The sequence below is a fragment of the Thermococcus sp. SY098 genome (assembly GCF_035621495.1).
Lineage (GTDB): Archaea > Methanobacteriota_B > Thermococci > Thermococcales > Thermococcaceae > Thermococcus_B.
In genome coordinates this window covers 1,105,941-1,127,080 of record NZ_CP141821.1, presented here as the reverse complement: position 1 = coordinate 1,127,080, position 21,140 = coordinate 1,105,941, and the positions used below count along the sequence as shown (strand labels likewise).

Sequence of the window (21,140 nt, the reverse complement as noted above, 5' to 3'; positions counted from 1 at the left end):
ATCACCAAAGAAAATTATGGGTGAGGGTATAAAAGGGTTAAGGAAGTTAAGCATTTTTCTTTAACTTAACAACCTGCTTTGCAAACTCCTCAAGAACTTCCTTCCTCTTGCCCTCAAAGAACTTTATTGAGCCAGCATAGCTATGTCCTCCTCCTTCTACCCCAGCATCCGGGAGCTTCTCCTGAAGGATCTTAATAATTCCATTGAGGTCGAATCCATAAGCTGCCATGCCATCACTTGCCCTAATCACTGCAAAGTCCGGGCCATATGCCAAGGTCAATATTGGTGAATCCTCCCCGTACTTCTCCTTGAAGTGATCATGGATTAAACCGCTGAGCTTTCCTGGTGATGGATACTCAAACTTTGGAGCATAAAGCTCAATGTCAATTGTGTTGAACCTTATCCCATTCGGCAGAAGAATGCTCTTTACATGCGGCAAGGAAGCTTTGAGAACCTTCTCTTGTTTTGCCCTAACTTCAGGGTAAATTGCGTCAATAAGCTTTCTGTGTCTTTGGAGATTTCCGGTTAATAGCAGGATCTCCTCAATTATCCCCTTTCCATCCATGAACTTCCAGTAATAAGCTTCATGATCAATAACTTCGGCAATCTTCTTTAAATCTTCCTCTTCCAGCCCTTTTGTTTCCTTTGCGATCTTTAAATACTGCTCAAATTCTGGAGCTTTGCTCCTATCTCCAGTTCCAGCTATGGCCGGGAGGTGCTTTATCTTATCCTCTACCTTTGGGTTAATGAACCTTGCAAGCTCAGTTGCAAGCATTCCAGCTGTCAGCTCATAGTAGCCTCTTTTGACAAGGTGAGGATTGACGTGAACATCAACCCATTCATCAACTGCCGCTTTGTCTTCACTTATGAAATCTCTTGGATCGTGGTGATCGATGACAACGATTGGAACTCCATATGCCTTTAACCTCCTGTATGCTGGAATATCCTCGGTTGTTCCGCCGTTGTCAACTATCACAACTAACGGCAGAGGTTCACCGAACTTCATCGAATCCTCGACAGCAAAGATTATGTCCTTCAAAACGTCCTCAAGCTCATAGAACGGTGCCCTTGATGGTCTTCTCTTGAAGAGATGCCACTCAGCCTCTGGGTCTGGTGATACCTCCTTTAAGAGAGGAACTATGGCACTCTCCAGAGCCAATCCCGAGACATAACCATCTGTATCTGCGTGGTGCCTGAGCAAAATGGGTCTACCTTCATAGATTGCTCTCCTGATCATGAAAGCAGCTTTCATAATTTTTGGCTTAAGCTTCTCCAAAACTTCACTTTCAACTAAAAATCCCACATCTTCTGGCTGTGCTTTTTTGTCAAGCTCTTCTTCAATCCTCTTCTTGACCTCAGCCGCCTCAGGTCCCCACAGTCTTGACATGTCGCTTATCTCTATCTGAATCTCACCAGCGTGGAATGACACTTTTCCAATGATCTCAACAATATCCCCAACGTTTATGTTGGGATATGCCCTAACGCCCGGGGCTTCAAAAGCCGCTGCCCAAGTTATCCCGGTTCCATCTGTTATTGTGAATACCGTTGGCCCACCTGTAACTTGCACTTGGATTATCTTTCCTCTAATTCTTACAGTCTTTCCCGCTAATTCTTCGCTGAGCTGTTCGATTGGAGTGACAGGCAACTCCTTTCTCACAACTACTTCCTTGTACTGTCTTAATGCAGATTCAATGAAGTCTATTTCCCTCTTCTCTGGTCTGACATCTAAAACTTGAACCAAAATTTCCATTCCGGGCTTGTATTCTTTTCCTCCAAGCAGATCCTTACGCTTGATTAAACCAACAACGTGAGGATTGAGCTTAACAAAAACCCCAAAGCGCTCTACTCTATCAATAACACCTTTGTAAATCCTTCCGATTTCAACGTCTTCATAATCACATGTCTTGTCAAGAATGTATACAATTTTAAACTTCCTCTCACATTCTGGACACACCCAAGTTGTCTCCATACCAGGTTCCCAAGGCTCTTTCACTTTCCCGCAGATATCACAGGCTAAAACCCTCCCAGTCCCCCCACAGGTTGGGCATGTGTCATAAACTGGCACGACGCCTTTTCCATGGCACTCTGGGCAAGGGATCTCGTCAACTTCCTCGTCAACACCAAAATAATCAAGGTTTTTGTAGCCCTTTAAATGCTCGCCTAATTTAAAATCAGCTGGAACGTAGCCCCATCCGTTGCAGACCTCACACTCCTTCTCGCCTACTTTCACTTTCCCAGTTCCATGGCACTCTGGGCAGTCTTTAACTGCCATCTTGCTCACCCCTTAGAACAGTCATTTAAAGAGATGTGCCGTTGCTTATAACTCTTTCCTCATATCCAGCAAAGAACATCCAAAATATAACTATGGATGCCGCATACAGAAACCCGGTTATGAGGAAAGGGAATACTAAAGATCTGTCAAAGATGATTCCTCCCAAATACTGCCCGAGTCCAAAGGTTGAGGTCCAAGCAAAGCTTCTCAGTGCTATTGAAGTTGCTCTCTCTTCCCTTGTGAAGAACTTCATCATGAAGGCATCCCATATTGGGTTGACGATGTTCATGAGGATTGTTCTAACTATGTAAATGATCGAAGCTATCGGGAAGCTTGGAGCAAGCGGGAGGGCAATTATCAAAGCTGTGGCACTTCCGTTAAAGCTCACTATTGTTTTCACACTTCCAATTTTGTCAGCTAAGAGGGGCATGGAGAACATTCCCAGTGCCATGACAAGCTGCTGTAGTGCAAAGAGTCCACCTATGCTCTCTAAGCTCGTCCCAAACTTCAAGTTGAAGTAGAGTCCCATATATGGGATCGTCACTCCCGCACCCAAACCAATTAAAGCTGATGGGAGTGAAAACTTTGCTATTTTTACCAACAGCTCTCTCCTGAGCTTAAGCTTCCTCTCTTCTTTTCCAAGCACTGGAGAGACGAAGGACATCAATATTATTTGGATCAAAATTAGAAGAGCTGCAAAGAACAGAGTTCTCCTATATGGGTTTGTTCCATCCAGAACTTTTGGCAGTATCCCTCCTAAGAGCATTCCAAAGGCTGCTCCCGCTGTTCCGAGAGCGCTGTTTAGAGTAAACAGATAGTGCCGCTTCTCTTCGCTTACCTCTCCACTGAGCAGAGCCATCAAAGAAGGCCATTCAAGTGCCATAGCTATTCCAGCAATTACGGATGACAGTGCCAAAGCCCAGAATACTGGAACAGAGACCTGAATCAAGCGAGCGATGAAAATTAGGGATAATGAAAGCAAGATTGTCCTTTTGTAGCCAAGCCTAATGCTGATTTGCCCGGAAATTAGTAAAAGAGCAGCTTGAACTATTGTTGATAGGGAGAACAAAATCCCAATTTTTGTAAAGTCCATTCCAAGGGATTTAAGATAGAACGGCAGAATAAACCATGCTATGTTGCCCCCTAACCAGCCAAAGAAAGAATAGGCTACAACTAACTTTGCATCCCTGCTGAATCCTCTGTATTTTTCAAGGCTCATGGTTGAGAGTTGGGGTGTCAATTTATAAGCATGTCGAAGCGCTTAAACAATGTTAGTAAAGTAGTTAAGCTTTGTTGTATTTGGCAAAGAAGAAGTAAAACGTAAAGGTGGCAATTATGTACAAAGTTGCGGTTGTGTAGAATGGATAGCTGAGGGATATTCCAAAGAGGAACCCACCTATATAGTTTCCTATCCCCCTCATGAAGGTTGAAAATGCCCTTCTAATCCCAACAGCCGTAGCTTTCTCCTCAGTTGAGAAAAACCCAAGCATGAAAGAATCGTTAATCGGCCAGACAATGTTCATTAGTATGCTTCTTATGATGTAGAAGAAAGCCGCTAATGTGAATATATTAATTGATGGAAACACAGCAAAAAGCAGAGCCGCAGAGCTTTGGAACAGTGTTATTGTTTTTACTGGGCCTATTCTATCCACAAGCTTTGGAAGTATGAATGATCCGAGACCCATAACCAGCTGCTGGAAGAAGAAAACACCGCTTATAGCTGCTAAAGTAACTCCAAACCGCATATCAAAGTAAAGCTGCATGTAGGGGATTGTTATGCCTGCACCGAGACCTATTATCGCCGAGGGGATTGAAAACTTGAGGATCCTTATTATCAGCTCCTTCCTCCACCTTATTTTTGGATTTTCCACCGGAACATCCTTTATTATCAAAAGCGCAGGGATGGTGATTAAAAACTGCAGAAAGGAAAATGCTAAAACCAATCTATATGCCAACTGGGCAGTAATTCCAAAAGCATTCTCTAAGAAATTTGGCATAAAACCCGCTAACAAAACCCCCACAGCATTAAATATGGTTCCAAGACCAAAGCTTATTGAAAACGCATGATGCCTAAGCTCATCTCCAACCTCTTCACTTAAGAGGGCAGAGAAGTTTGGCTGTCTTATGCCCATGTTCACTCCAACAAGGAGAAATCCGAGCAGGAGAACGTAGTAATTTAGAGCAGTAACCTGAAGTATCCTCCCAGTAAAGCCTAAAACCGCTCCAAGAAGGAGAGATTTTTTATAGCCGATTTTCAATGAGATTTGACCAGCAAACAAGAAGAACAGAGCACCGATAAATGTTCTCAGTGAGAAGAACACTCCCATGTCATTCATTGAATATCCAAGCGCTCTCAAATAGAACGGGATTATGAAGAAGGAAAACTGGAGAAACAGCTGTCCTACTGCGTTCAATGCAATGAGTATTTTGGCATCCCTATTGAACTTCTGGAGCATGGTTTAACCTAATGTCTTAACGCTTATAAATTTATCGAAATGATAACATGGGGGGACACAAAGCTTATTAATGATCGTTGGGAGATGTTGTTTGATGCCATAATGCACAAGCCTCTGTTATACGCTCAAATCTTTTTGTAATGTTTAGGTTTTAGCTCCTGAATTCATTAGGTGTCTGGAATGAAGGTGAAGTCAAAGGATCTCTTGGAGATAGGGGCGGCGTCTGGGTTCCTCTTGCCCATAATCTTTGCAATAATGTTAAGCATAGCTATAGCTCTTAACCCTTGGTTTTCTTTCCATAAAAATGCCCTGAGCGACTTGGGCTCTCTTAAAGTCCAAACCCGGTATGTTTTCAATTCAGGCTTAATCATCATGGGTCTCCTTGGCATTGTCTTTTCTCTGGCAGCTGTTAGGTATTTTGGCTCAAATATGATGCACATCCTTACGGTTGCAATGGCATTTTTAATAGCCGTAGGGATTTTCCCAGAGGAGTACGGAAAAATTCATTCGATCCCTGCGATTCTGTTTTATTTGTTGTCTCTTACTGGAATCTTTTATGCTGGGGTTATCCTTAGAAAACGTGGGAAACAAAAGCTCTCCTTATTCAGCATGATAGGTAGTGTTGGCACATTTGCTTTAATGATAGCAACACTTGGAAAATCTGGATTGGCTGTGCCAGAAATGATAGGTGCCGTTTTTATACTTTCTTGGATCGTTGTGATAAGCCATAAAATGCTAAAAGAGACAAAAAGGAAAGAGTCAAACATCAAATCTCGTTCATAAACTCCTCAACAGCTTTCCTTGTCAGTGTGTAGTCCTTGCCCGCAAGTATTATAACTTTATACTCTGGATTGTTTGGATTGTCCAGGACTTTGACAATGTATCCCTTGCTCATTATTTCATCCTTTATGCTCTGGATTGTGCTCGAACCATAAACCTGTTCCAGTAGTTTCCATGCTTTATTGCTGACCCACCCTCCAACAATTATCACATTCTTATCACTGGGCAGCTTTGTTAGTTGAATGTCCTCTATTATTAGCTTGTTTACATCGTCGATAACGTCAGCTTTAACGGTTTTTACAGTTACCTTCTTTTTCACGGTATCAATTCTGACAAATCTGTAGCCTGCAATTCCAGTTATCTCGCCGTTTTCATCTTTTGCAAACACCGGCTGAATGTTAAGCCCATCAATTGGAAGTTTCAGCATTTGACCGTCATCGAGTACAACTTTGGGGAAATTGTTGTCTGGATCGACATGGAGATACAGTACGAACAAATTGTTGGTTGGGTCTATGTCCCAAACCCACTGTCCCTCGTAGACTTCGCCATCCTGATACATTCTAACTTTCTCGTAATATTCGTATTTGTATGTGACCTGTCTTGTGCCTCCTATACCAACAAAGAAGTCTGTTGGGGAGATGATCAGCATCTTCTTAATTCCAGCCTGCAAAAGCTCCTGAATCCTTGCTGAGGGATAAGAGTCAAAGGGTTCAAAGTCTTCATCTCCGTTGGCATCAACGTAGAGGATGTAGTACTTATTCTTATAGAGCGTATCTGTCCTCACGAATCCGCTCGGGAAGGATATGTCCACAAGGGTTTTTTCCTGCTCGGTGTCAATATCTCTGAACTTGATCTTCCATCCATTTATTGTCAGCGTTTCACCCAGAGCCTTTGAACCGGAGTTTTCCTCATATGAGTAGATGTACATGGTGTCCTTTCCATCAACCACTGTGGAAACTATTTTAGCGGTTTCTCCTCCAAGATTCAGGGGGGTTGTATTTTCATTGAAGATTATCTTAATGCTCCTGTCGTTGAACTGTGCTTTTTTAATTGTATCGTTGTATAAAACCCTCGAAAAGTTGACTGCAACAACAATTGCGTCCCCTACTGGAGAGTTCCCGACGTTGATTCCTACATCTGGCATATCCACACTGTTCAGCTTGTAGTACTGATTGTTATCCTGAATTAGAACGCTGTGGTACTCAATAGGTACATCAACGTATGTGGAGTATGTTACCTCTCTTATGCCTTTGAGCACAAGGAGGGCTCCCAATTTTGATCCAGTGATGGCATCCTCGCCTATATGGAGGGGCTGTCCATTAACTATCTTCGTCGTTGGTAAAACAATAATGCTGTTTGTTGAGTTTACTTTAAAATTGAACCCCTGCACTGCTCCTGCAACAGATACTAAAAACAAAACAGATAGTATTACGCTCAAAACTTTTCTCATACTTACTCACCTAAATTTTGTAGTCCTCAAAGTTTATAACCTTGTCCCAAGACCTTTTAAATGTGCGATGATGAATGAATCCAATGCTGAACTGATGATTGGCCCCAGAGTGGCTGAGCAAAATGAGTGAGGAACTAAAGCAACTTAACGAACGTTTTGAAAAGCTCTCGGAACAGATTGAAGGGTTAGAGAAGAGGTTTGAGAAGAAACCTGATAAACTGGGGTGGGATGATATAGCTCAGGAAATCATTGGTGCCCTGACGTTTTCTCTCCCATTTCTCTTTACACAAGAAATCTGGGACATAGCAAAGTCTTTAACTATGGAACGGGCGGTTGGAATTCTGATTTTGACCCTCTCAATTGCTTATCTTTTCATAACAAAAGCAAAAGTTTCAAACATTGAGAGGGAGGAACTGTTCCACATACCAAAACGCCTTTTAACGGTAGTCTTAATCTCATATCTGATATCCGCGGGCTTGATATACCTGTATGGTATAAACAGACTTGCTGAGTTTTCTTTGACTCAATACATAAGTGCGACCATCATAATAAGCACCTTTGCCGTGATTGGTGCAATAGCCGTTGATATGGTGAAGTAAATGAGAATTGTGACAGGAAAGCGTTATGAGAATTTTAAAGATGCGGTGCTTTTCCCAGAGCATGGAAAGAACAGTGAAGAGCTGAAGGAGTTTGTGAGCTCACTTGAGGGAGAAGAAACAGTGGTTACAGCGAGTTTGGAGTTAGTTGATCTTATCTTAGAGCGGTTTAAGAGAACAGAAAATGGGGAGCTTCTGTATTCTGATACAATGAAAAGCTTAACTTTGAAAGAAGCCCATGAGCTCAGAAAATACCTCGATTTTGATCTAAGAGGTGCATCATTTGGTGAATTTTCCAAAGTTAACGTTATCTTCTGTGAGGGCAAAACTGACTCGAAGTTTTTTAAAGGGGTTTACAAAAAGCTGTTCGGATTTAAAGAAAGCAGAACAACGCCTGAAAATTTAAAACTGATTGAGAAGGTCTTTGAGAGGGACAACTTTGAGCTTTTGAGAAAAGATGATGTATTTCTGGCAATAATCCCAAGTGAAGGCAACGCTGGGGTTATAAGGAACTTAGGAAACTTTTTGAAAGCTATGGACGTTTTTGAGTTCAAAGTTGACAAGATAGGATTGGCCATTGATATTGATGAGAGTGCTGAGAGGGTAATAGAATCAATAACGGGCAAGCTTTCTTCATTCAAATTCACAAGAGAGGGAGAGGATTTTAGAGTTGGAGATGTTTTTATAATACCGCTTTTAATTGGTTATCACTTTAAGCACCCGTGCGTGGAATGGAAAAAGCCAACTGTTGAGGATTTGATGCTTAAGCTTTTGGAAAAGCAAGGAGTGCTGAGGAAAATTGAAAGGGCAATAAACATTCTGCGCATTGATCTAAAGAGAAAGCTGAAGCCGAAGGAGGTAATTTATTTGGCTTTGGCATCCTATGGCTTTTGGGGAAACCTCGAAGGATTCTATGAAATGTTTGTGATGCGTTCGAGGAAGAAAAACCTTGAAGAAATTCTCTCTGCTGCTGGACTTTTGGATAAGCTGGCGGAGGTGATTAAATGAAGCTTGTGAGCTTTGATGTCTGGAACACCCTCTTGGATATCAACGTTATGCTGGAGGAACTGACAAAAGCCTTGGCTGAGCTGACAAAGAAAGAGTATAAAGAGGTTTTTGAAAAAGTCATGGAAGCAAGAGGAGAAATCAAGGAGCTGAGAAAGAGCAAAAGGGGCAACCCAGAGAAAGCTCTCGAAGAAAGCCAAGAACTTCTCACAAAAAAGCTCGGCTGTGATGTTGAAATCATTAAGAGGGCGACTGCTAAGGCAACGCTCAGAGTTGATGAGAGAATTGTCATTGAAGGAGCAATTGAAGGCTTGAAAGCGGCAAAAGAAAGGGGTTTAATCATAATCACAACAGGCAACGTAATGTTCTGGCCTTCCGCCTATACGCGCTTAATTCTTGAGAGGTTTGGGCTGGCGGATTTTATTGATAGGCAGTTTTATTCCGACGAGCTCAAAGCCTACAAGCCTATGAAAGAAGTCTTCTTGAAGCCGTTGGGGTATTTTGGAGTTAAGCCGGAGGAAGCACTCCACATAGGCGACACCTATGCGGAGGACTTTGAAGGGGCGTTAAATGCCGGCCTGTGGGCGGTCTGGATTAATCCGGAGGCTGAGAAGGTTGAGAGGATAGCAGAGAGGGGCTTTGTTGTGAAGAACGCTGGAGAGTTAGGGGAGGTTTTGGACCAGTTAGATTAGCTTTGTTTTTATGTAATTTCTGGCTACTTCAAACTGCTTATCATCGTAAATGTAAAAATTTGGCTCAAGATTCTTCTTTTTGGGATAAAAATTTATTAACAGTTATTGAGTTTTGAAATTTTGGGTGATAATAATTATTGAAAGACCTTATCAAGCAGCTAAGATTTACTTCTCAAGTTATGGGATTGCATGGTTTGATTTAGATACATTCATCAAAATTTTGGAGTATCTATCTTTAAAAGGATCAAGCAGTAATGAAGAGCTTAATAAAGTATTGATGAGGCTAAGTAAAAATAAGTTAGCAACTACAGGAAGAGAAGGTTACTATTTTAATAAGCTCTTATGGCATCTTGGGATTGTAATTACTAAAAAGGAACATCGAAAGAAGTACTATACTTTAAGTACCTACGGAAGAAAAGTTGTTACATCACTTTTTTCTGCTAAAACCAAGGAAGAAAAAGCTGAAATAATTAGAAATGTCTTCAAACGGTGGTATCCTCTTGTAGTCTTTTTAGAATACATCCGCAGGCATAACAACGTGCGTAAAAAGGATATTGTAGAAGACCTTGGAATGATCATGCGCAAATGGACCTCGATTCTTCACAATCTTGGGATAACAAAGAAAGGTAACATATCTAAGCCATACAATAATTTCGTTGTAAGTGCGTTGTTTCTTCCCTTATCTCTTCAACTTGGGTTAATTGAAAATGAAAGCTCACGTTATCACCTAACCAAAGAAGGAAAAGAATTCCTAAAATACACTGAATTAGAAAAGGATATTGATGTTATTAGAACTATGCCTGGGGATTACACTATTTATTCTGCAATAGCTGATGTGCTTTATGATGCAAAAGAACCTATAATAGTATCTCCCTGGGTGAATGGAACATTAAAAACTTTGATAAAAAACGTTGCGAGAATTAATAGCAACCTAGAAGAGTTAACCATCATTATACGAAACACTCAAAGAAACCAAGAAAATCTGAAGACGCTCATAAAATCTGTTTCGATTCCTATTAATGTTTTTGAATATAATAATTTGCATGCAAAGGTAACTATAAACTATAAGGGGCCTGCTATTGAATCTTCTGCGAACCTTCTAGCTACGAGTCTTAAACGAAACTATGAGGTTGGCACATATTACAGAAAAACTCCTTTAGAGTTAGCGTTGGCAGTAGAGGAACTTGTTTCAATTTCTCGTAAGATACTAGTAGTCTAATTAATTTTAGCTAGCAAATCTCCTTTGAATTCACTGAATTTTTAGGAAGGGTGTGGGAAACGTAGTTTCCCCGGTAGTGGAAAAGAGTGGGGGAGTAGGTAAGATAGGAGATGGGGGAGATTCTTCTCCCCCTCTCATGCCTCACTTCCTCACATTCAGCCAGGCTCCCAATCCAAGCTGCTTGGTCTTCTGATACCTCAAATCCTCCTTCCTGTATCCGAAAGCCTCCAAAATCCTCAAAACTGCTGGCAGAACTTGGTGCTCAATGTAATAATCCGGATCATACTTGTGCTTCTTTGGGTCATATTCGCTCAATAGAATTGCCCTGTCACTTATCTTTTTGTCCCCCTTGAGGATTATATAGCTGATTATCATACCTGGTCTCACTTTAATTCCCTTAGCTTTGAGCCTCTTTGCAACCGCAACATGCGGCCCAGTGGCTTTATACTCGTCCAAGCTTTTTGTTATCTGCTCGTGTATCACAAGCTTTTCAAGCGGAACTTTGTATTTTGCCAAGTCTTCAACCACTTTCTTGACTACTTCAACGGCTTTCTCGACGCTACCATCCTTCAGAATTGCCTCCAAAACTTTTGCTTGGGTTTCCTTTGCTATCTCGCTCCAGTCTCTCCTCACAACCTCGAGTCCTCTTGTGGTTATCTTGCCTTCTTCATCTATTACTGCATACCTCTTCTTTGTAACGAAGAACCCTCTTAAGTAAAAGCCTTCATACTCAAGCTCCAGCAATCCTGGGAGTTTAGAGTTGATATATTTTAAGAACTCTTTAGCCTTCTTCTTGATAGTCTCAGCGTCAGCTCCAGGTATTGTGGCATAGAGACCATCTGTATTATGAACCAGAATGCCATTTGCAAAGAATCTGTGAGTTTCTTCAACTTCGATGTCATATACGTAGTCATCGTATTTAATTTCCTCAATCTTTTTGGGCTGAACGAGATCAAACTGGTATCTTCTAATTCCACTTTTTGGCACAGCTTCCTTGAGGTTCTCCAGTCTTTTGTTCTTACGGTCAGTTATGAACCCAATTTTCTTGATGAAAGCATGTTTATCCTTAATTCTGAGGTGGAATGAGTGTGTTCCACTGGACTTTCCTTTGTAGCGGTTTGGATTGCTTTCCCTAAAGAGAGAATTTGAAACCCCAACAAGCCAAAGGAGCCTTCTAACATCGTTAATTAAGTCCTCATTCACATTTGTGAGTCTAACTTCCAAAGTTCCACGAGATTTGCGTACACTAACGGTTCCATCTGTGGTAAACAGTCCTCTAAGGAATGCCGCTATGTATTCTCTGGGTAACCTGAACATGAACTCTGGGATTCTCTTTCTGCCATTTTCCTTAAAGTATTTGTTCATAAACTTTGCCAACCACTTGGAAAGTATTGAAATGTCCCCTGGTTTACCTTTTGGGTAGTAGTTTGATATTATTCCTGCCTCCTTGAGAGGTATTAAGATTTTCCTCTCAATTTCTGCTAGGTCTTCTCCCGTTGAGAGACCAACGTAGTAATTTGCCCAATGGGAATTGCCTCCCCAGTTCCCATCGCCAACTAAAAGTCCAATTAACTCCCATAACTTTGTTCCTACCTCTGTAGTCGAAGCACTTCTTGCAAATGCTCCATTAAGAGTTATCAAGGATTTTATTCTCCTTCCTAATTCTTCGGGTTTTACTTCAATAAGTCTCTCTCTGAGGGGTTTCTTTCCACCCAGCTCTCTTGTCGTAAGGTAGCCGATTAGAGAGTGATCTTCAGTAACATCTAGATACCATGAGTTGGTAAACCAAATCCTATATACTCTCTTTTTGGCTTTGTGCCTCATCACGTAGGGAACTTTTCTCCAGACAAGCCTTCCATAGTTGTCAAGAGTCAGAGCTTCAATGTTTTCAAGCATACAGTATTCCTTTTCGCCAACACTGTAATCAGTTCTCTTGAATAGGTCTTTTATCTTGACAAATTTTATCCTCTCGTTCTCCTTTATGATTATCTCCGTGTCCCCAGTAACACTGTCTGCATAAAGGACTTTAAATCCGAATTTTTCCTCTATTTCTTTAATCGTTGTCTCTATGTATGTTCTCCCCCATGCCGTTACGCTCTCGGCACATTCCTTTGAGTACCATCTTGCCTTTGGATAGCCCATATAGCCGTAATGAGAATTTGCCAAAAGCTTCACAGCTTTTTGCCTGTAATCAAGCATTTTTCTTTTCACAGGGTCAATTGTAGCTTTCATTTCTTTCTTTATCTTTGTCCTTGTTTCAATGAGCTCTTCAAGTATGGATGATATAAATCCTTTGAAGTCTTTACAGAACCGATAACCGACAATCGGGGCAACGTCGTAGTTTTTGCAACCTTCTCTTTCGAGGGTATCAGGCGAAACGTTGTGCGTGATTATTATTGAGGGATACAGCGAATTGTGAGTTAAGATCCCATTTGCGAAATAGTAGGGGGCACCCTCAAGGGTTAAATCATAAACTTTGCCCTTATAGTATTCTTTTGTTGCGTGGATTTCCTTTAACCTGTAGAAGCCGCTGTTCTCCAGCTGATACATCTCTCTCTGCTCAATAATCCGCTTTAAGAGTTCTTTTTTTCTCGTGCTTATAAATCCTACCAGAGTAGCAAATTTAACAAGCTCTCCCCGCCATGGGATTTCAATTATGTAACGTGTGTATCTCTTCCCATTCTTTTCGTCTGTGTGAGTATATATGGAGTGCCTAATGCCAAGTTTATTCAATAACTTGGATATGAGCTCAATTTTCTTTTTGTTTCTTGTTCCTTGATTTGCTACAACTGTTCTCCCAACTGTATTTATAGTGCCGTCTCCCTCAAAGAAGCCTCTAAGTACTGAAGAAGCATCAAGATTTTCAATTTCCCTCATGATATTCTCGATCTCTAAGTAAACTGACTTCTTAGCGCACTGCAATGTCAGGGCTTTGCTGTTCTTTTTTCTTCTTATTGAAGGTCTACAACCAAAGAGCTTTTCAAAGATGTAGTTTATACGATCTATGAGCTCTTTTTCATCCTCATTGACAGTTATTTCGACCCTATATTGATGAGATACTCTGTATCTTCTCCGTGAAGAGTCAAAATATCTAATGTCCTTTCTTAGCAAATGTCCCTCAGCTAAAATTATGCCAGCAAGCTCACTTTTTAGAATGAACTCCTCAGAAAGATTTGCTCTTTGTTTTTCAATTCCCCCTATTGATTCAAAGAGATCTGTAGTGATGATCCTTCCCCTAACTTTATTTGTTAACATAGATTTCGCATAGCTGTCCCGTATCACAGTTTGTCGCTTTTTCTGTGTAACCACCGGTAGCTTATGGTTTGGAGTGCATTTAAGCCCATTTACATTTATCAGTTCGCCATCGTAGTCATATTCCCATACTTTCAACACTTTATGCCATCCATTTATTCCCAAGACATAATCTCCTTCTTTGACTTCGCTTATGTTAACAATGCCTCTTCCTTTAACGACGACTTTTGTATCGGCTGGATGGCATCTAAAATCTAAGTAGACAATGTTCTCCCATAGTCCTCTTTCAGGCTCTTTAACATAGCCTCCGAGATATGTTGTCCTTAGCCTTCTCTGATATTCTTCGTCGCTTGGTTTGTTTGGGGCAAGTTCGTTTCTCTGGTATGCAACCCTCAGTAAAAACCACTCAACCAAGTTACCTGTGCTCGAACGGGAAACATCCCAAACACTTTGCCCGATTAATCTCGCCAACTCTGCTTCCATAGGAAAGAACTCTTTGCCCAATTCATAGGTTGCTTTAGCATCTTCCATTGAGTATTTTGCAAGTTCCTTCATACCTTCTTCGCTTTCCCATATTGCAGTTATCTCCGCAGCCTCAAGTTTGGTTTTCTTCTTGCCTAAGACAGCTTCATATACGGCCTCAAGGGTATAGGTGGGCAGATTTATTGTTCTCTTTACAACGGGGAACAGATCAAAATGGATCCTCCCTTTGATTTCCACGGCAAATCTATCACCCATCCTTTGTATCTTTGGCTCTGGATGTTCCTTATCTCTTGATATGAATAGTCTCAGTCCTAATTTCTGAGCTCTCTTGATTAAATACGGCAGATCGAAGTTATCCCCGTTGTAGGTTATGAGAACATCTGGATCTTTCTCTCTGACAATTTGAACAAAGCGCTTTATCATCTCTCTCTCGCTGGAAACAACCTCAACATACGGCAGATCAATCTTTTTCCAAGTTATAACTTTTGCTTCATTTTCGTCCGCATAGCTAATCATTATTATCTCGCCTTCTCCAAACTGCTCTCCCTCGTGGTAAAATGTTTCTATATCAAAGGCAAGGAGTTTGAGCTCTTCATCCCCTTCCATCGGAATTAAGCCCTTATCAATGAGATAACGCTTTGCGAAAGGTATGTCATACTCAAAAATGTCGATTACTTTTGGATGCTCCCTTATCTTTTCTCTAATCGCTGGAACATCTTGTGGATGTTCAAAAATCAGCTTCCACACCTCTATTGGTCTTCCCAAAAATTTCTTCTGAACTTTTTCAGCTTTCAGAACTCTGACAGTTTTGTTTCCTCTTTTTGCTGTTATCTTTTTAACCTCTTCAATAGCATCATCACTTTCAAGAAGAGCGTAAATGTAAGGCTGGAAGTTTCTATCAAGCTCTATCTTAAACTCGCCATTTTCTTTCTTGAAAATCCTGATTATGGGCTTTCCATCTTTCGTGATGTAGTCAGTATCGAGAATCATAATTTCACCCTTTTAAAAATACATGCCCATTTTAGATAAAATTTTCCACCAAATTTTTAAACCCTCCATCGAAGGTAGGAGCATGGAGCTGTTTTATCGCATAACCATTCACGAGCTCATAGCTGACATACTGACATTAATTGATGAGCGCGAACTCTCTTCAAAAAATGCTCTTGAGAGGGTTTTTAAGCGAGTTAGCGGAAAAGATAGGGAAAAAGCTCGTGGGCTGGCTCATGCTTATGTATTTGAAATTGAAAAATGGAGGAAGAAAATTGACTTCATAGTGAACTCTGTTCTCAAGGGTTCAAAAATTGAAGATTTAGAGTTCTATTTGGCTAATTTAATCAGAATCGGCGTTTTTGAAATGAAATTTAAAGGAGTAAGCCCAGCAATTGCCACTGATTCCGTTGTTAGGGTTGTTAAGGAGAAGTATGATTTGTCAAAGGCTAAGTTTGTGAATGCTTTGCTTAGAGAAGTGGAGAATTTTAACCTCGAAAAAGCTTTGAAAAAGCTGAAAGAGAAGGACAGAATTGAGTATTTGAGTGTTAAGTTCTCTCATCCAAGATGGTACGTTGAGTATGCAATCGAGCTGCTCGGTTATGATGATGCTATTAGGCTTCTGCTAAGCAACAACAGGGCTCAGCGCTACTATGTAAGGGTGAATCCACTCAAAACCGACGTTGACAGCTTAGCTGATTATTTAGAGGAGCATAACGTCAGGGTTGCCAGAACTCCAGTTGATGATGTTCTCAAGATCTTAGAATACAAGACTCCAATTACAAGGCTTGAATGGTACAAGCAGGGCTACTTTGTCATTCAAGACTTAGCTTCAGCTTATGTTGCTCATGTTTTAAGCCCAGAAAAAGGAGAGAGGATTTTGGATCTGGCGGCTGCTCCTGGAAGTAAAACATTCCACGTTGCTCATCTAATGGAAAATACTGGTGAAATAATAGCTGTTGATTACTCTCTGGAGAGACTCAACAAGATGCGCGAGAAAATGAAGATTCTGGGGGTTAAGAATGTTAAGCTTGTTCATGCTGATGGGATGAAGTTCAAGGACAAAGAGGGGTTTGATAGAATTATCCTTGATGCTCCGTGCTCAAGTTCGGGCACTTACAGGCAGTTCCCAGAGGTGAAGTGGCGCTTTGACGAGAGGAAAATCAAGAAGGTTATCCAAGTGCAGAAAGCTATGCTGAAGAATGCTTATCGCAACCTAAGGGCTGGTGGGGAGATGACTTACTCGACGTGCTCAATCAGAATCGATGAAAACGAAGAGAATATTAAATATGCAATAAATAAGATTGGCTTTGAGCTTGTTGATTATCCATTCAGCTGGGGTGAAAGGGGCTTTTTAGAGATTGGAGATAAAGTTTTCAGAGCTTGGACTCATCTGCATGACTGCAACAGCTTTTTTATTGCGAAATTGAGGAAAGAATAGTCTGTGTTTGTTCGTGATATCTCTATTTCTCTTTTGAATGAAGTTGGAGATGTTTTAGTTTTAATGGTTCTTTTAGGGTTCCGATTGTTTGTGCTCCTTTGAATGCTAAGCCAATGCCAAAGAGGATTAGTGCGAATACCAATCTTGCCTCTGCTAAGCCCAATTCATCAACTACAAAACCGTAGATTCCGTAGAAAAATGCCATTATTAGGGATGAAATCATTGAATAGAGTGAAATCATAGTAGCTCTTTTTTCGCTGGGGATTCTTACTTGCAGTTCAATGCCAAAGTTGAAGGCAAAGGCAGTATTGATTATCGTTGCAATAACCCCAAGTATCACAATGAAGATTGGATTCTGGTAGATTACCGATAATGCCGTTAGCATTGGAATGCTCACGGGTGCTATTGAGTAAGCGAAGGCACTCCATTTTTCCTTAAGTCTAACTCCAATCAGTCTTGGAATAACTTTTATTATTGCTTCGATTAGTCCGAGAATACCCAGCGTTCCCATTATAGTGGTTTTGAGGCTTTGGGCTAAGATGTTGCCCAAGTAAGGCTCGAAGTATTGTCGGAATTGGTTGATTGACATGGTTACTGTTATTGCCATGATGATTAACCAAAATAGATTTGGTTTCATTAGTTCCTTGATTGAGTGTAGGATGTGGATGTGGTAGGCAACTTCGGGCTTCTTGAACTCATATTCGGGAATGCTTAGGGCAACCATGAGCATTAGGATTTCGAGTGTTAGGGTTAGGATTAGTGGTAGTTTGAAGCCGTATTTTATTTTTGGGCTAAGAAGCTTCCGATTACGATTGTTATTGCTGATAATGGTAGGGTTATGGTTTTTATGCTTTTCATGAGTTCTCTATATTCTTTTTCTTTGCCTAAGTGTTTTAGGTTGTCGTATAGCCATGCTTGAAGGCTTCCGCTGATGAATGTTAGGCTGAGGGATGTTATTATTGCGTAGGCTATTAGCATGGGGAAGTTTTTTAGGAATATGAGAATTAGTGTTCCGATTGGAAAGAGTGTTAAGCCGATTAGGACGCTTTTCTTTCGGCTTATTTTATCCCCGACTACTCCTGTTGGCACTTCAAAGAGGAAGAAGCCGATGGTTGATATTGCGGTTGCTATTCCGATTTGGGAGTATGTTAAGCCTTTTGTGAGGTAGTAAATGGTTATAATCCCACCCACAAAGCCCGCGTTCATCAAAGCATAAAGCAACTTGTATTTCCTGATTAAATCCATTTAACTCCCCTGCTGTTACGAACATTGCTAAGTTTGGCTAAGGGGCTTCCTCTTCACTGGTCCTCTTGGGTATTCCTCCTCAAATATTTCCGCCGTGAATTTGTAAACCTTTGTATCTGGATCGAGCCAGCAGTCTGGAGGCAGGCCAGCTTTCCAGCAGGTTTCTGCTAAAAACTCTTCCTCATCCCAACCCCATTCAATCGGCACTTGAGGTAGCAAAAGCCCCGAATAGATGCCTTTTTCGATTATCAAACCATCTCTTCCAACCTTAATTTTCTTCGGTCTTTCTTCTGGAGGGCCCTCAATTAACTCAGGAGGAGTTAGAACACTGACTTCAATTATTATATTGTCCATCTCATCCAAACTTACTGGAGGAAAGCGAGGATCATCAACAGCTGCATATATGGCAGCTTTGATTGTAGCTTCAACGAGTGGGTAGATCGGCAGGGGAAATCCAATACACCCCCTGAGTGCTGTCTGCTTTGGAACACTATGTCGATTGAGGGTAACAAAAACCCCCATTTTCTCCCAAAGCTCTTCTGGAGTGTCTTTTGGAGGCTTAATAATTTTTCCACTCTTTAAATACTCTTCAATTGCTCTCCTCGCGAGCTTGACTAAGAACTCCCCCCATTCATCTTTGATTTTGTGCATATCCCTCACCACATTTTCTTACGTCTTTGGAGTATTTTAAGGTGTTGCGCAAAGCTTAAAAAATTGTCGAGCTTAGCTTAGTTAGGTGTCGAAAATGGTAATTATGGAGTTTGTCATAGTACCCCTTGGAGAGCTCAGCCTGAGCAAGTACGTTGCCGAGGTAATAAAGCTTTTAGAGAAGAAGGGTGTAAAGTATCAGCTGACACCTATGGGTACCATAATTGAAGTCCCTACAGTTTCAGAGGGTCTTAAAATAATTGAAGAAGCTCATGAGCTCATGTTTAAGCTTGGAGCAAAAAGAGTTTCAACGACGATTCGAATTGATGACAGAAGAGATAAAAAGGTTAAGATGGAAGATAAAGTTAAGTCAGTGTTGGAGAAAGCCCGGGAGGGTTAAAAATTAGGGTTTTGATTTTGGCAATTGACAGAGATGACGACTTTGGAGTTAAAGCTGGAGTAAAAGGCCCAGTCATTGGGCGAGATGCATGTATAGACGCTGCCCTTAAGCTTAGCTTGGCGGATCCAGAGGATAGTGATGCCAACGTTGTTTATGCTGCTGTTAAGCTTCATGATGAGCTTAAAGAAAGCGGTGAGTTTGAAGATGTCGAGGTTGCTCTCATTACAGGTCACCATGACGTTGGTGTAAAGAGTGATTTAGAATTAAGCAAACAGCTTGATGAAGTTCTGAAGGTGTTTCCAGCTGATGGAATTATCCCGGTCACAGATGGGGCTGAAGATGAGCAGATTTTCCCAATTATAACTTCTAAGGTTCCGATAATAAGCTCGCGCAGAGTTGTTGTTAAGCAGAGTGAGAGCATTGAGACAACATATTACATTATTTACAGGTATCTTAAGGAGATACTCAGCGAACCGGAAGTTGCAAAGGTTGTATTTGGACTTACTGGACTTGTAATGCTCCTTTATGGAGTTGCAAAACTTATTTCTGTCAAGTATCCCCAGAGTGTCCAGATAGTCTCTGCAACAGTTACTGGAACAATACTGTTTATAATTGGGACATATCTCTTCTCGAAGGGCTTTAGGATACACGTATCTTTAAAGGAAACAATAACAAAGGGCTTTATTGAGTTTATCTCAGTTATTGCAGGTTTCTTGGTTATGGTTGCAGGGGCTATAAATGCATACCTCAATCTGGAATACATAGCGATGGAAAAGCTTGGAGGATTGCCAGGCACTCAATTAATTGCGGTCTTGCTTTATCTGAACATCTTAAAGACTCCCTTTGTGGTGGGATTAGGCGTTATGGTGCTTGGGAAAGTCCTTCAGTCATATTTAAGGAAGGATCCGCATATTTGGTATTATATCACTGGTCTGCTCTTACTTCCGGCTCTTTGGATCACCATCGACCTGACCACTTTGTATGCAATGTCTACTGTATCTCCCTACCTGCTACAGTTCTTCAAAAAAATCGTTATGGCAGTGGGGGATGTTGTTGTTGGAACTTTAATTGGGATTTATCTTAGGGAGAAAGTTAAAGGATGGGAGAAAATTGAAATTGGAAAAAGCCCTGAAGGAGTATGAAAAAAGAAAAAAAGAAGCTGAAGATAGGCGGAAAAGGCTTAAAGAACAATACACTTCTAAATTTTTAAAAAAGAAAAAAGAAATCCTAAAAAATCTTGAAAAGCTTGAAAAAAAGGAGATTTCAAAGAAAGTTGATGACAGGATCAAGAAGATCGTGGAAAGAGAAAGAAGGAGTTACGTTGATACACTAAGAAGGACACTTGAGAGAATTGAGAACATTGAGGAGTTGGGTAGATTTCTCTCGGAGCTTTCTAAGCTTCATATTTCCCATGGGAAGTATCTCCTTTTAGTATTTGAAAAGGAGGTATATGCAATAAACAAGCTTTTGAAAGCCGTTTCTGAGGAGTACTCCGAATACATTAGAAAGGTATCCGAGATTAGCATTGAACCAATTGAACTTGATTCTATTCTAAGTGACATTGAATATGCCAAGAGGCAGCTTGAAAGCGAGGAAGGGGATTTAAACCTTTTAAAAAATGAACTTGGGGAAAAGGAAAGGGAGTTCAAATCAAAAATTGCCGAACTGGAGGAAGAACTGGAAAAAATTGAATCTGAAATCAGAACTCTGAACTCTTCGATTGCAAAAGACGAGATTGAAATTCGATCCAAAATATCAAAGCTTCAAAAACCCATAAAGAGAATGCGTACTGGAGAGAAAACAGCCAATGAAATTTTAAAAGACAGCTCATATGGAATCGAGCATCCGGAAGAGTTCTTGAGCTTTTTAATTAAAATCAGGGGAAGACTGGAAGGTAAATACAAACAGACTGCAGACTGGATCTTGGAAAACTTAGAATCCAAATCGAGAGAAATCCAAGAGAGAAAGAGAAAGCTGAGGGAGTTAGAAAATAAAAGGGCCGAAATTCTTCGTGAGAAAAGAAAATTTGAAAGCGAAATTGAGGCTATCAAAAAGCACATTCTGGAAAAAGAAAGAAGGATAAAGCGTTTGAAGGATAAGCTACTTGAACTTGAAAAAGAATTAGACGAATCACTCTCAAAGCTTGAGAAAATCCTAAACACAAGGATAGATAGACCATAGATTTATAATTAGGAAAGCCTAATTCTTTACTGG

17 protein-coding genes are annotated in these 21,140 nt (G+C 40.8%); 9 read left to right on the top strand and 8 right to left on the bottom strand.

The window, feature by feature from the left end; translation table 11 throughout:
* Window positions 1–46 precede the first annotated feature (46 nt).
* The 3 genes from VFC49_RS06315 to VFC49_RS06305 all read right to left on the bottom strand — a co-directional run bounded on the left by VFC49_RS06315 (window position 47) and on the right by VFC49_RS06305 (window position 4,728).
* Entirely contained in the window at window positions 47–2,272 is a 2,226-nt protein-coding gene (locus VFC49_RS06315; RefSeq protein ID WP_324734832.1) for a DHH family phosphoesterase, read from the bottom strand.
* Window positions 2,273–2,297: 25 nt separating this feature from the next.
* Window positions 2,298–3,491, bottom strand: a complete 1,194-nt coding sequence (locus tag VFC49_RS06310) for an MFS transporter (protein ID WP_324734831.1) — start codon at window positions 3,489–3,491, stop codon at window positions 2,298–2,300.
* Between the two features lie 64 nt (window positions 3,492–3,555).
* Window positions 3,556–4,728, bottom strand: coding sequence for an MFS transporter (locus VFC49_RS06305; protein WP_324734830.1), 1,173 nt, complete (start codon window positions 4,726–4,728; stop codon window positions 3,556–3,558).
* 180 nt (window positions 4,729–4,908) lie between these two features.
* Here VFC49_RS06305 and VFC49_RS06300 point away from each other — a divergent pair, with 180 nt between their 5' ends.
* The gene (locus VFC49_RS06300; protein WP_324734829.1) at window positions 4,909–5,511 is read left to right on the top strand and encodes a DUF998 domain-containing protein; all 603 of its coding nucleotides are present in this window, start codon (window positions 4,909–4,911) and stop codon (window positions 5,509–5,511) included.
* On the opposite strand, the gene VFC49_RS06295 is transcribed toward VFC49_RS06300, so the two are convergent.
* Window positions 5,495–6,958 carry an S-layer protein gene (locus tag VFC49_RS06295; protein WP_324734828.1) on the bottom strand — a complete coding sequence of 488 codons (1,464 nt, stop codon included), beginning with the start codon at window positions 6,956–6,958 and terminating at the stop codon, window positions 5,495–5,497. The two genes, VFC49_RS06300 and VFC49_RS06295, sit on opposite strands and share 17 nt — an antisense overlap.
* A 122-nt stretch (window positions 6,959–7,080) precedes the next feature.
* On the opposite strand from VFC49_RS06295, the gene VFC49_RS06290 reads away from it, so the two are divergent.
* From VFC49_RS06290 to VFC49_RS06275, 4 genes are all read left to right on the top strand, one after another.
* The gene (locus tag VFC49_RS06290) at window positions 7,081–7,557 is read left to right on the top strand and encodes a DUF2391 family protein (RefSeq protein WP_324734827.1); all 477 of its coding nucleotides are present in this window, start codon (window positions 7,081–7,083) and stop codon (window positions 7,555–7,557) included.
* Complete coding sequence (locus tag VFC49_RS06285) at window positions 7,558–8,562, top strand: DUF3226 domain-containing protein (protein ID WP_324734826.1); 1,005 nt, start codon at window positions 7,558–7,560, stop codon at window positions 8,560–8,562.
* Entirely contained in the window at window positions 8,559–9,251 is a 693-nt protein-coding gene (locus tag VFC49_RS06280; protein ID WP_324734825.1) for an HAD family hydrolase, read from the top strand. Before VFC49_RS06285 ends, VFC49_RS06280 begins: the two co-directional genes overlap by 4 nt.
* A gap of 124 nt (window positions 9,252–9,375) precedes the next feature.
* Window positions 9,376–10,470, top strand: coding sequence for a hypothetical protein (locus VFC49_RS06275; RefSeq protein ID WP_324734824.1), 1,095 nt, complete (start codon window positions 9,376–9,378; stop codon window positions 10,468–10,470).
* Between the two features lie 141 nt (window positions 10,471–10,611).
* Here the strand turns inward: VFC49_RS06275 and VFC49_RS06270 are convergent, their stop codons facing one another.
* Window positions 10,612–15,195, bottom strand: a complete 4,584-nt coding sequence (locus tag VFC49_RS06270) for a DNA polymerase domain-containing protein (RefSeq protein WP_324734823.1) — start codon at window positions 15,193–15,195, stop codon at window positions 10,612–10,614.
* Between the two features lie 82 nt (window positions 15,196–15,277).
* Between VFC49_RS06270 and VFC49_RS06265 the strand changes: the two genes are divergently transcribed.
* On the top strand, window positions 15,278–16,633 hold the full coding sequence (locus VFC49_RS06265) for an RsmB/NOP family class I SAM-dependent RNA methyltransferase (protein WP_324734822.1): 1,356 nt from the start codon (window positions 15,278–15,280) through the stop codon (window positions 16,631–16,633).
* A 22-nt stretch (window positions 16,634–16,655) separates the two neighbouring features.
* Here the strand turns inward: VFC49_RS06265 and VFC49_RS06260 are convergent, their stop codons facing one another.
* The 3 genes from VFC49_RS06260 to VFC49_RS06250 are packed head-to-tail and all read right to left on the bottom strand — an operon-like array spanning window position 16,656 to window position 18,529.
* Entirely contained in the window at window positions 16,656–17,363 is a 708-nt protein-coding gene (locus tag VFC49_RS06260; RefSeq protein WP_324734821.1) for a hypothetical protein, read from the bottom strand.
* Between the two features lie 50 nt (window positions 17,364–17,413).
* Window positions 17,414–17,878 (bottom strand): MFS transporter, encoded by a 465-nt coding sequence (locus VFC49_RS06255; RefSeq protein ID WP_324734820.1) that lies wholly within the window; start codon window positions 17,876–17,878, stop codon window positions 17,414–17,416.
* A 27-nt stretch (window positions 17,879–17,905) separates the two neighbouring features.
* A complete protein-coding gene (locus VFC49_RS06250) occupies window positions 17,906–18,529 on the bottom strand; it encodes a TIGR00296 family protein (protein ID WP_324734819.1) in 624 nt (207 codons plus the stop codon).
* Between the two features lie 94 nt (window positions 18,530–18,623).
* Between VFC49_RS06250 and VFC49_RS06245 the strand changes: the two genes are divergently transcribed.
* The 3 genes from VFC49_RS06245 to VFC49_RS06235 are packed head-to-tail and all read left to right on the top strand — an operon-like array spanning window position 18,624 to window position 21,107.
* Window positions 18,624–18,926, top strand: a complete 303-nt coding sequence (locus VFC49_RS06245) for an MTH1187 family thiamine-binding protein (RefSeq protein ID WP_324736661.1) — start codon at window positions 18,624–18,626, stop codon at window positions 18,924–18,926.
* 17 nt (window positions 18,927–18,943) lie between these two features.
* A complete protein-coding gene (locus VFC49_RS06240; RefSeq protein ID WP_324734818.1) occupies window positions 18,944–20,068 on the top strand; it encodes a DUF373 family protein in 1,125 nt (374 codons plus the stop codon).
* Window positions 20,037–21,107, top strand: a complete 1,071-nt coding sequence (locus tag VFC49_RS06235) for a hypothetical protein (RefSeq protein WP_324734817.1) — start codon at window positions 20,037–20,039, stop codon at window positions 21,105–21,107. Before VFC49_RS06240 ends, VFC49_RS06235 begins: the two co-directional genes overlap by 32 nt.
* The last annotated feature ends 33 nt before the right edge of the window (window positions 21,108–21,140 follow it).

What these genes read in the sequence shown, in the direction of transcription:
- VFC49_RS06300 (WP_324734829.1), top strand. Translation starts at nt 4,909, where the DNA reads ATGAAGGTGAAGTCAAAGGATCTCTTGGAGATAGGGGCGGCGTCTGGG.
- VFC49_RS06310 (WP_324734831.1), bottom strand. Translation starts at nt 3,491, where the DNA reads ATGAGCCTTGAAAAATACAGAGGATTCAGCAGGGATGCAAAGTTAGTT.
- VFC49_RS06260 (WP_324734821.1), bottom strand. Translation starts at nt 17,363, where the DNA reads ATGCTCATGGTTGCCCTAAGCATTCCCGAATATGAGTTCAAGAAGCCC.
- VFC49_RS06250 (WP_324734819.1), bottom strand. Translation starts at nt 18,529, where the DNA reads ATGCACAAAATCAAAGATGAATGGGGGGAGTTCTTAGTCAAGCTCGCG.
- VFC49_RS06255 (WP_324734820.1), bottom strand. Translation starts at nt 17,878, where the DNA reads ATGGATTTAATCAGGAAATACAAGTTGCTTTATGCTTTGATGAACGCG.
- VFC49_RS06265 (WP_324734822.1), top strand. Translation starts at nt 15,278, where the DNA reads ATGGAGCTGTTTTATCGCATAACCATTCACGAGCTCATAGCTGACATA.
- VFC49_RS06315 (WP_324734832.1), bottom strand. Translation starts at nt 2,272, where the DNA reads ATGGCAGTTAAAGACTGCCCAGAGTGCCATGGAACTGGGAAAGTGAAA.
- VFC49_RS06295 (WP_324734828.1), bottom strand. Translation starts at nt 6,958, where the DNA reads ATGAGAAAAGTTTTGAGCGTAATACTATCTGTTTTGTTTTTAGTATCT.
- VFC49_RS06270 (WP_324734823.1), bottom strand. Translation starts at nt 15,195, where the DNA reads ATGATTCTCGATACTGACTACATCACGAAAGATGGAAAGCCCATAATC.
- VFC49_RS06245 (WP_324736661.1), top strand. Translation starts at nt 18,624, where the DNA reads ATGGTAATTATGGAGTTTGTCATAGTACCCCTTGGAGAGCTCAGCCTG.
- VFC49_RS06280 (WP_324734825.1), top strand. Translation starts at nt 8,559, where the DNA reads ATGAAGCTTGTGAGCTTTGATGTCTGGAACACCCTCTTGGATATCAAC.
- VFC49_RS06290 (WP_324734827.1), top strand. Translation starts at nt 7,081, where the DNA reads ATGAGTGAGGAACTAAAGCAACTTAACGAACGTTTTGAAAAGCTCTCG.
- VFC49_RS06285 (WP_324734826.1), top strand. Translation starts at nt 7,558, where the DNA reads ATGAGAATTGTGACAGGAAAGCGTTATGAGAATTTTAAAGATGCGGTG.
- VFC49_RS06305 (WP_324734830.1), bottom strand. Translation starts at nt 4,728, where the DNA reads ATGCTCCAGAAGTTCAATAGGGATGCCAAAATACTCATTGCATTGAAC.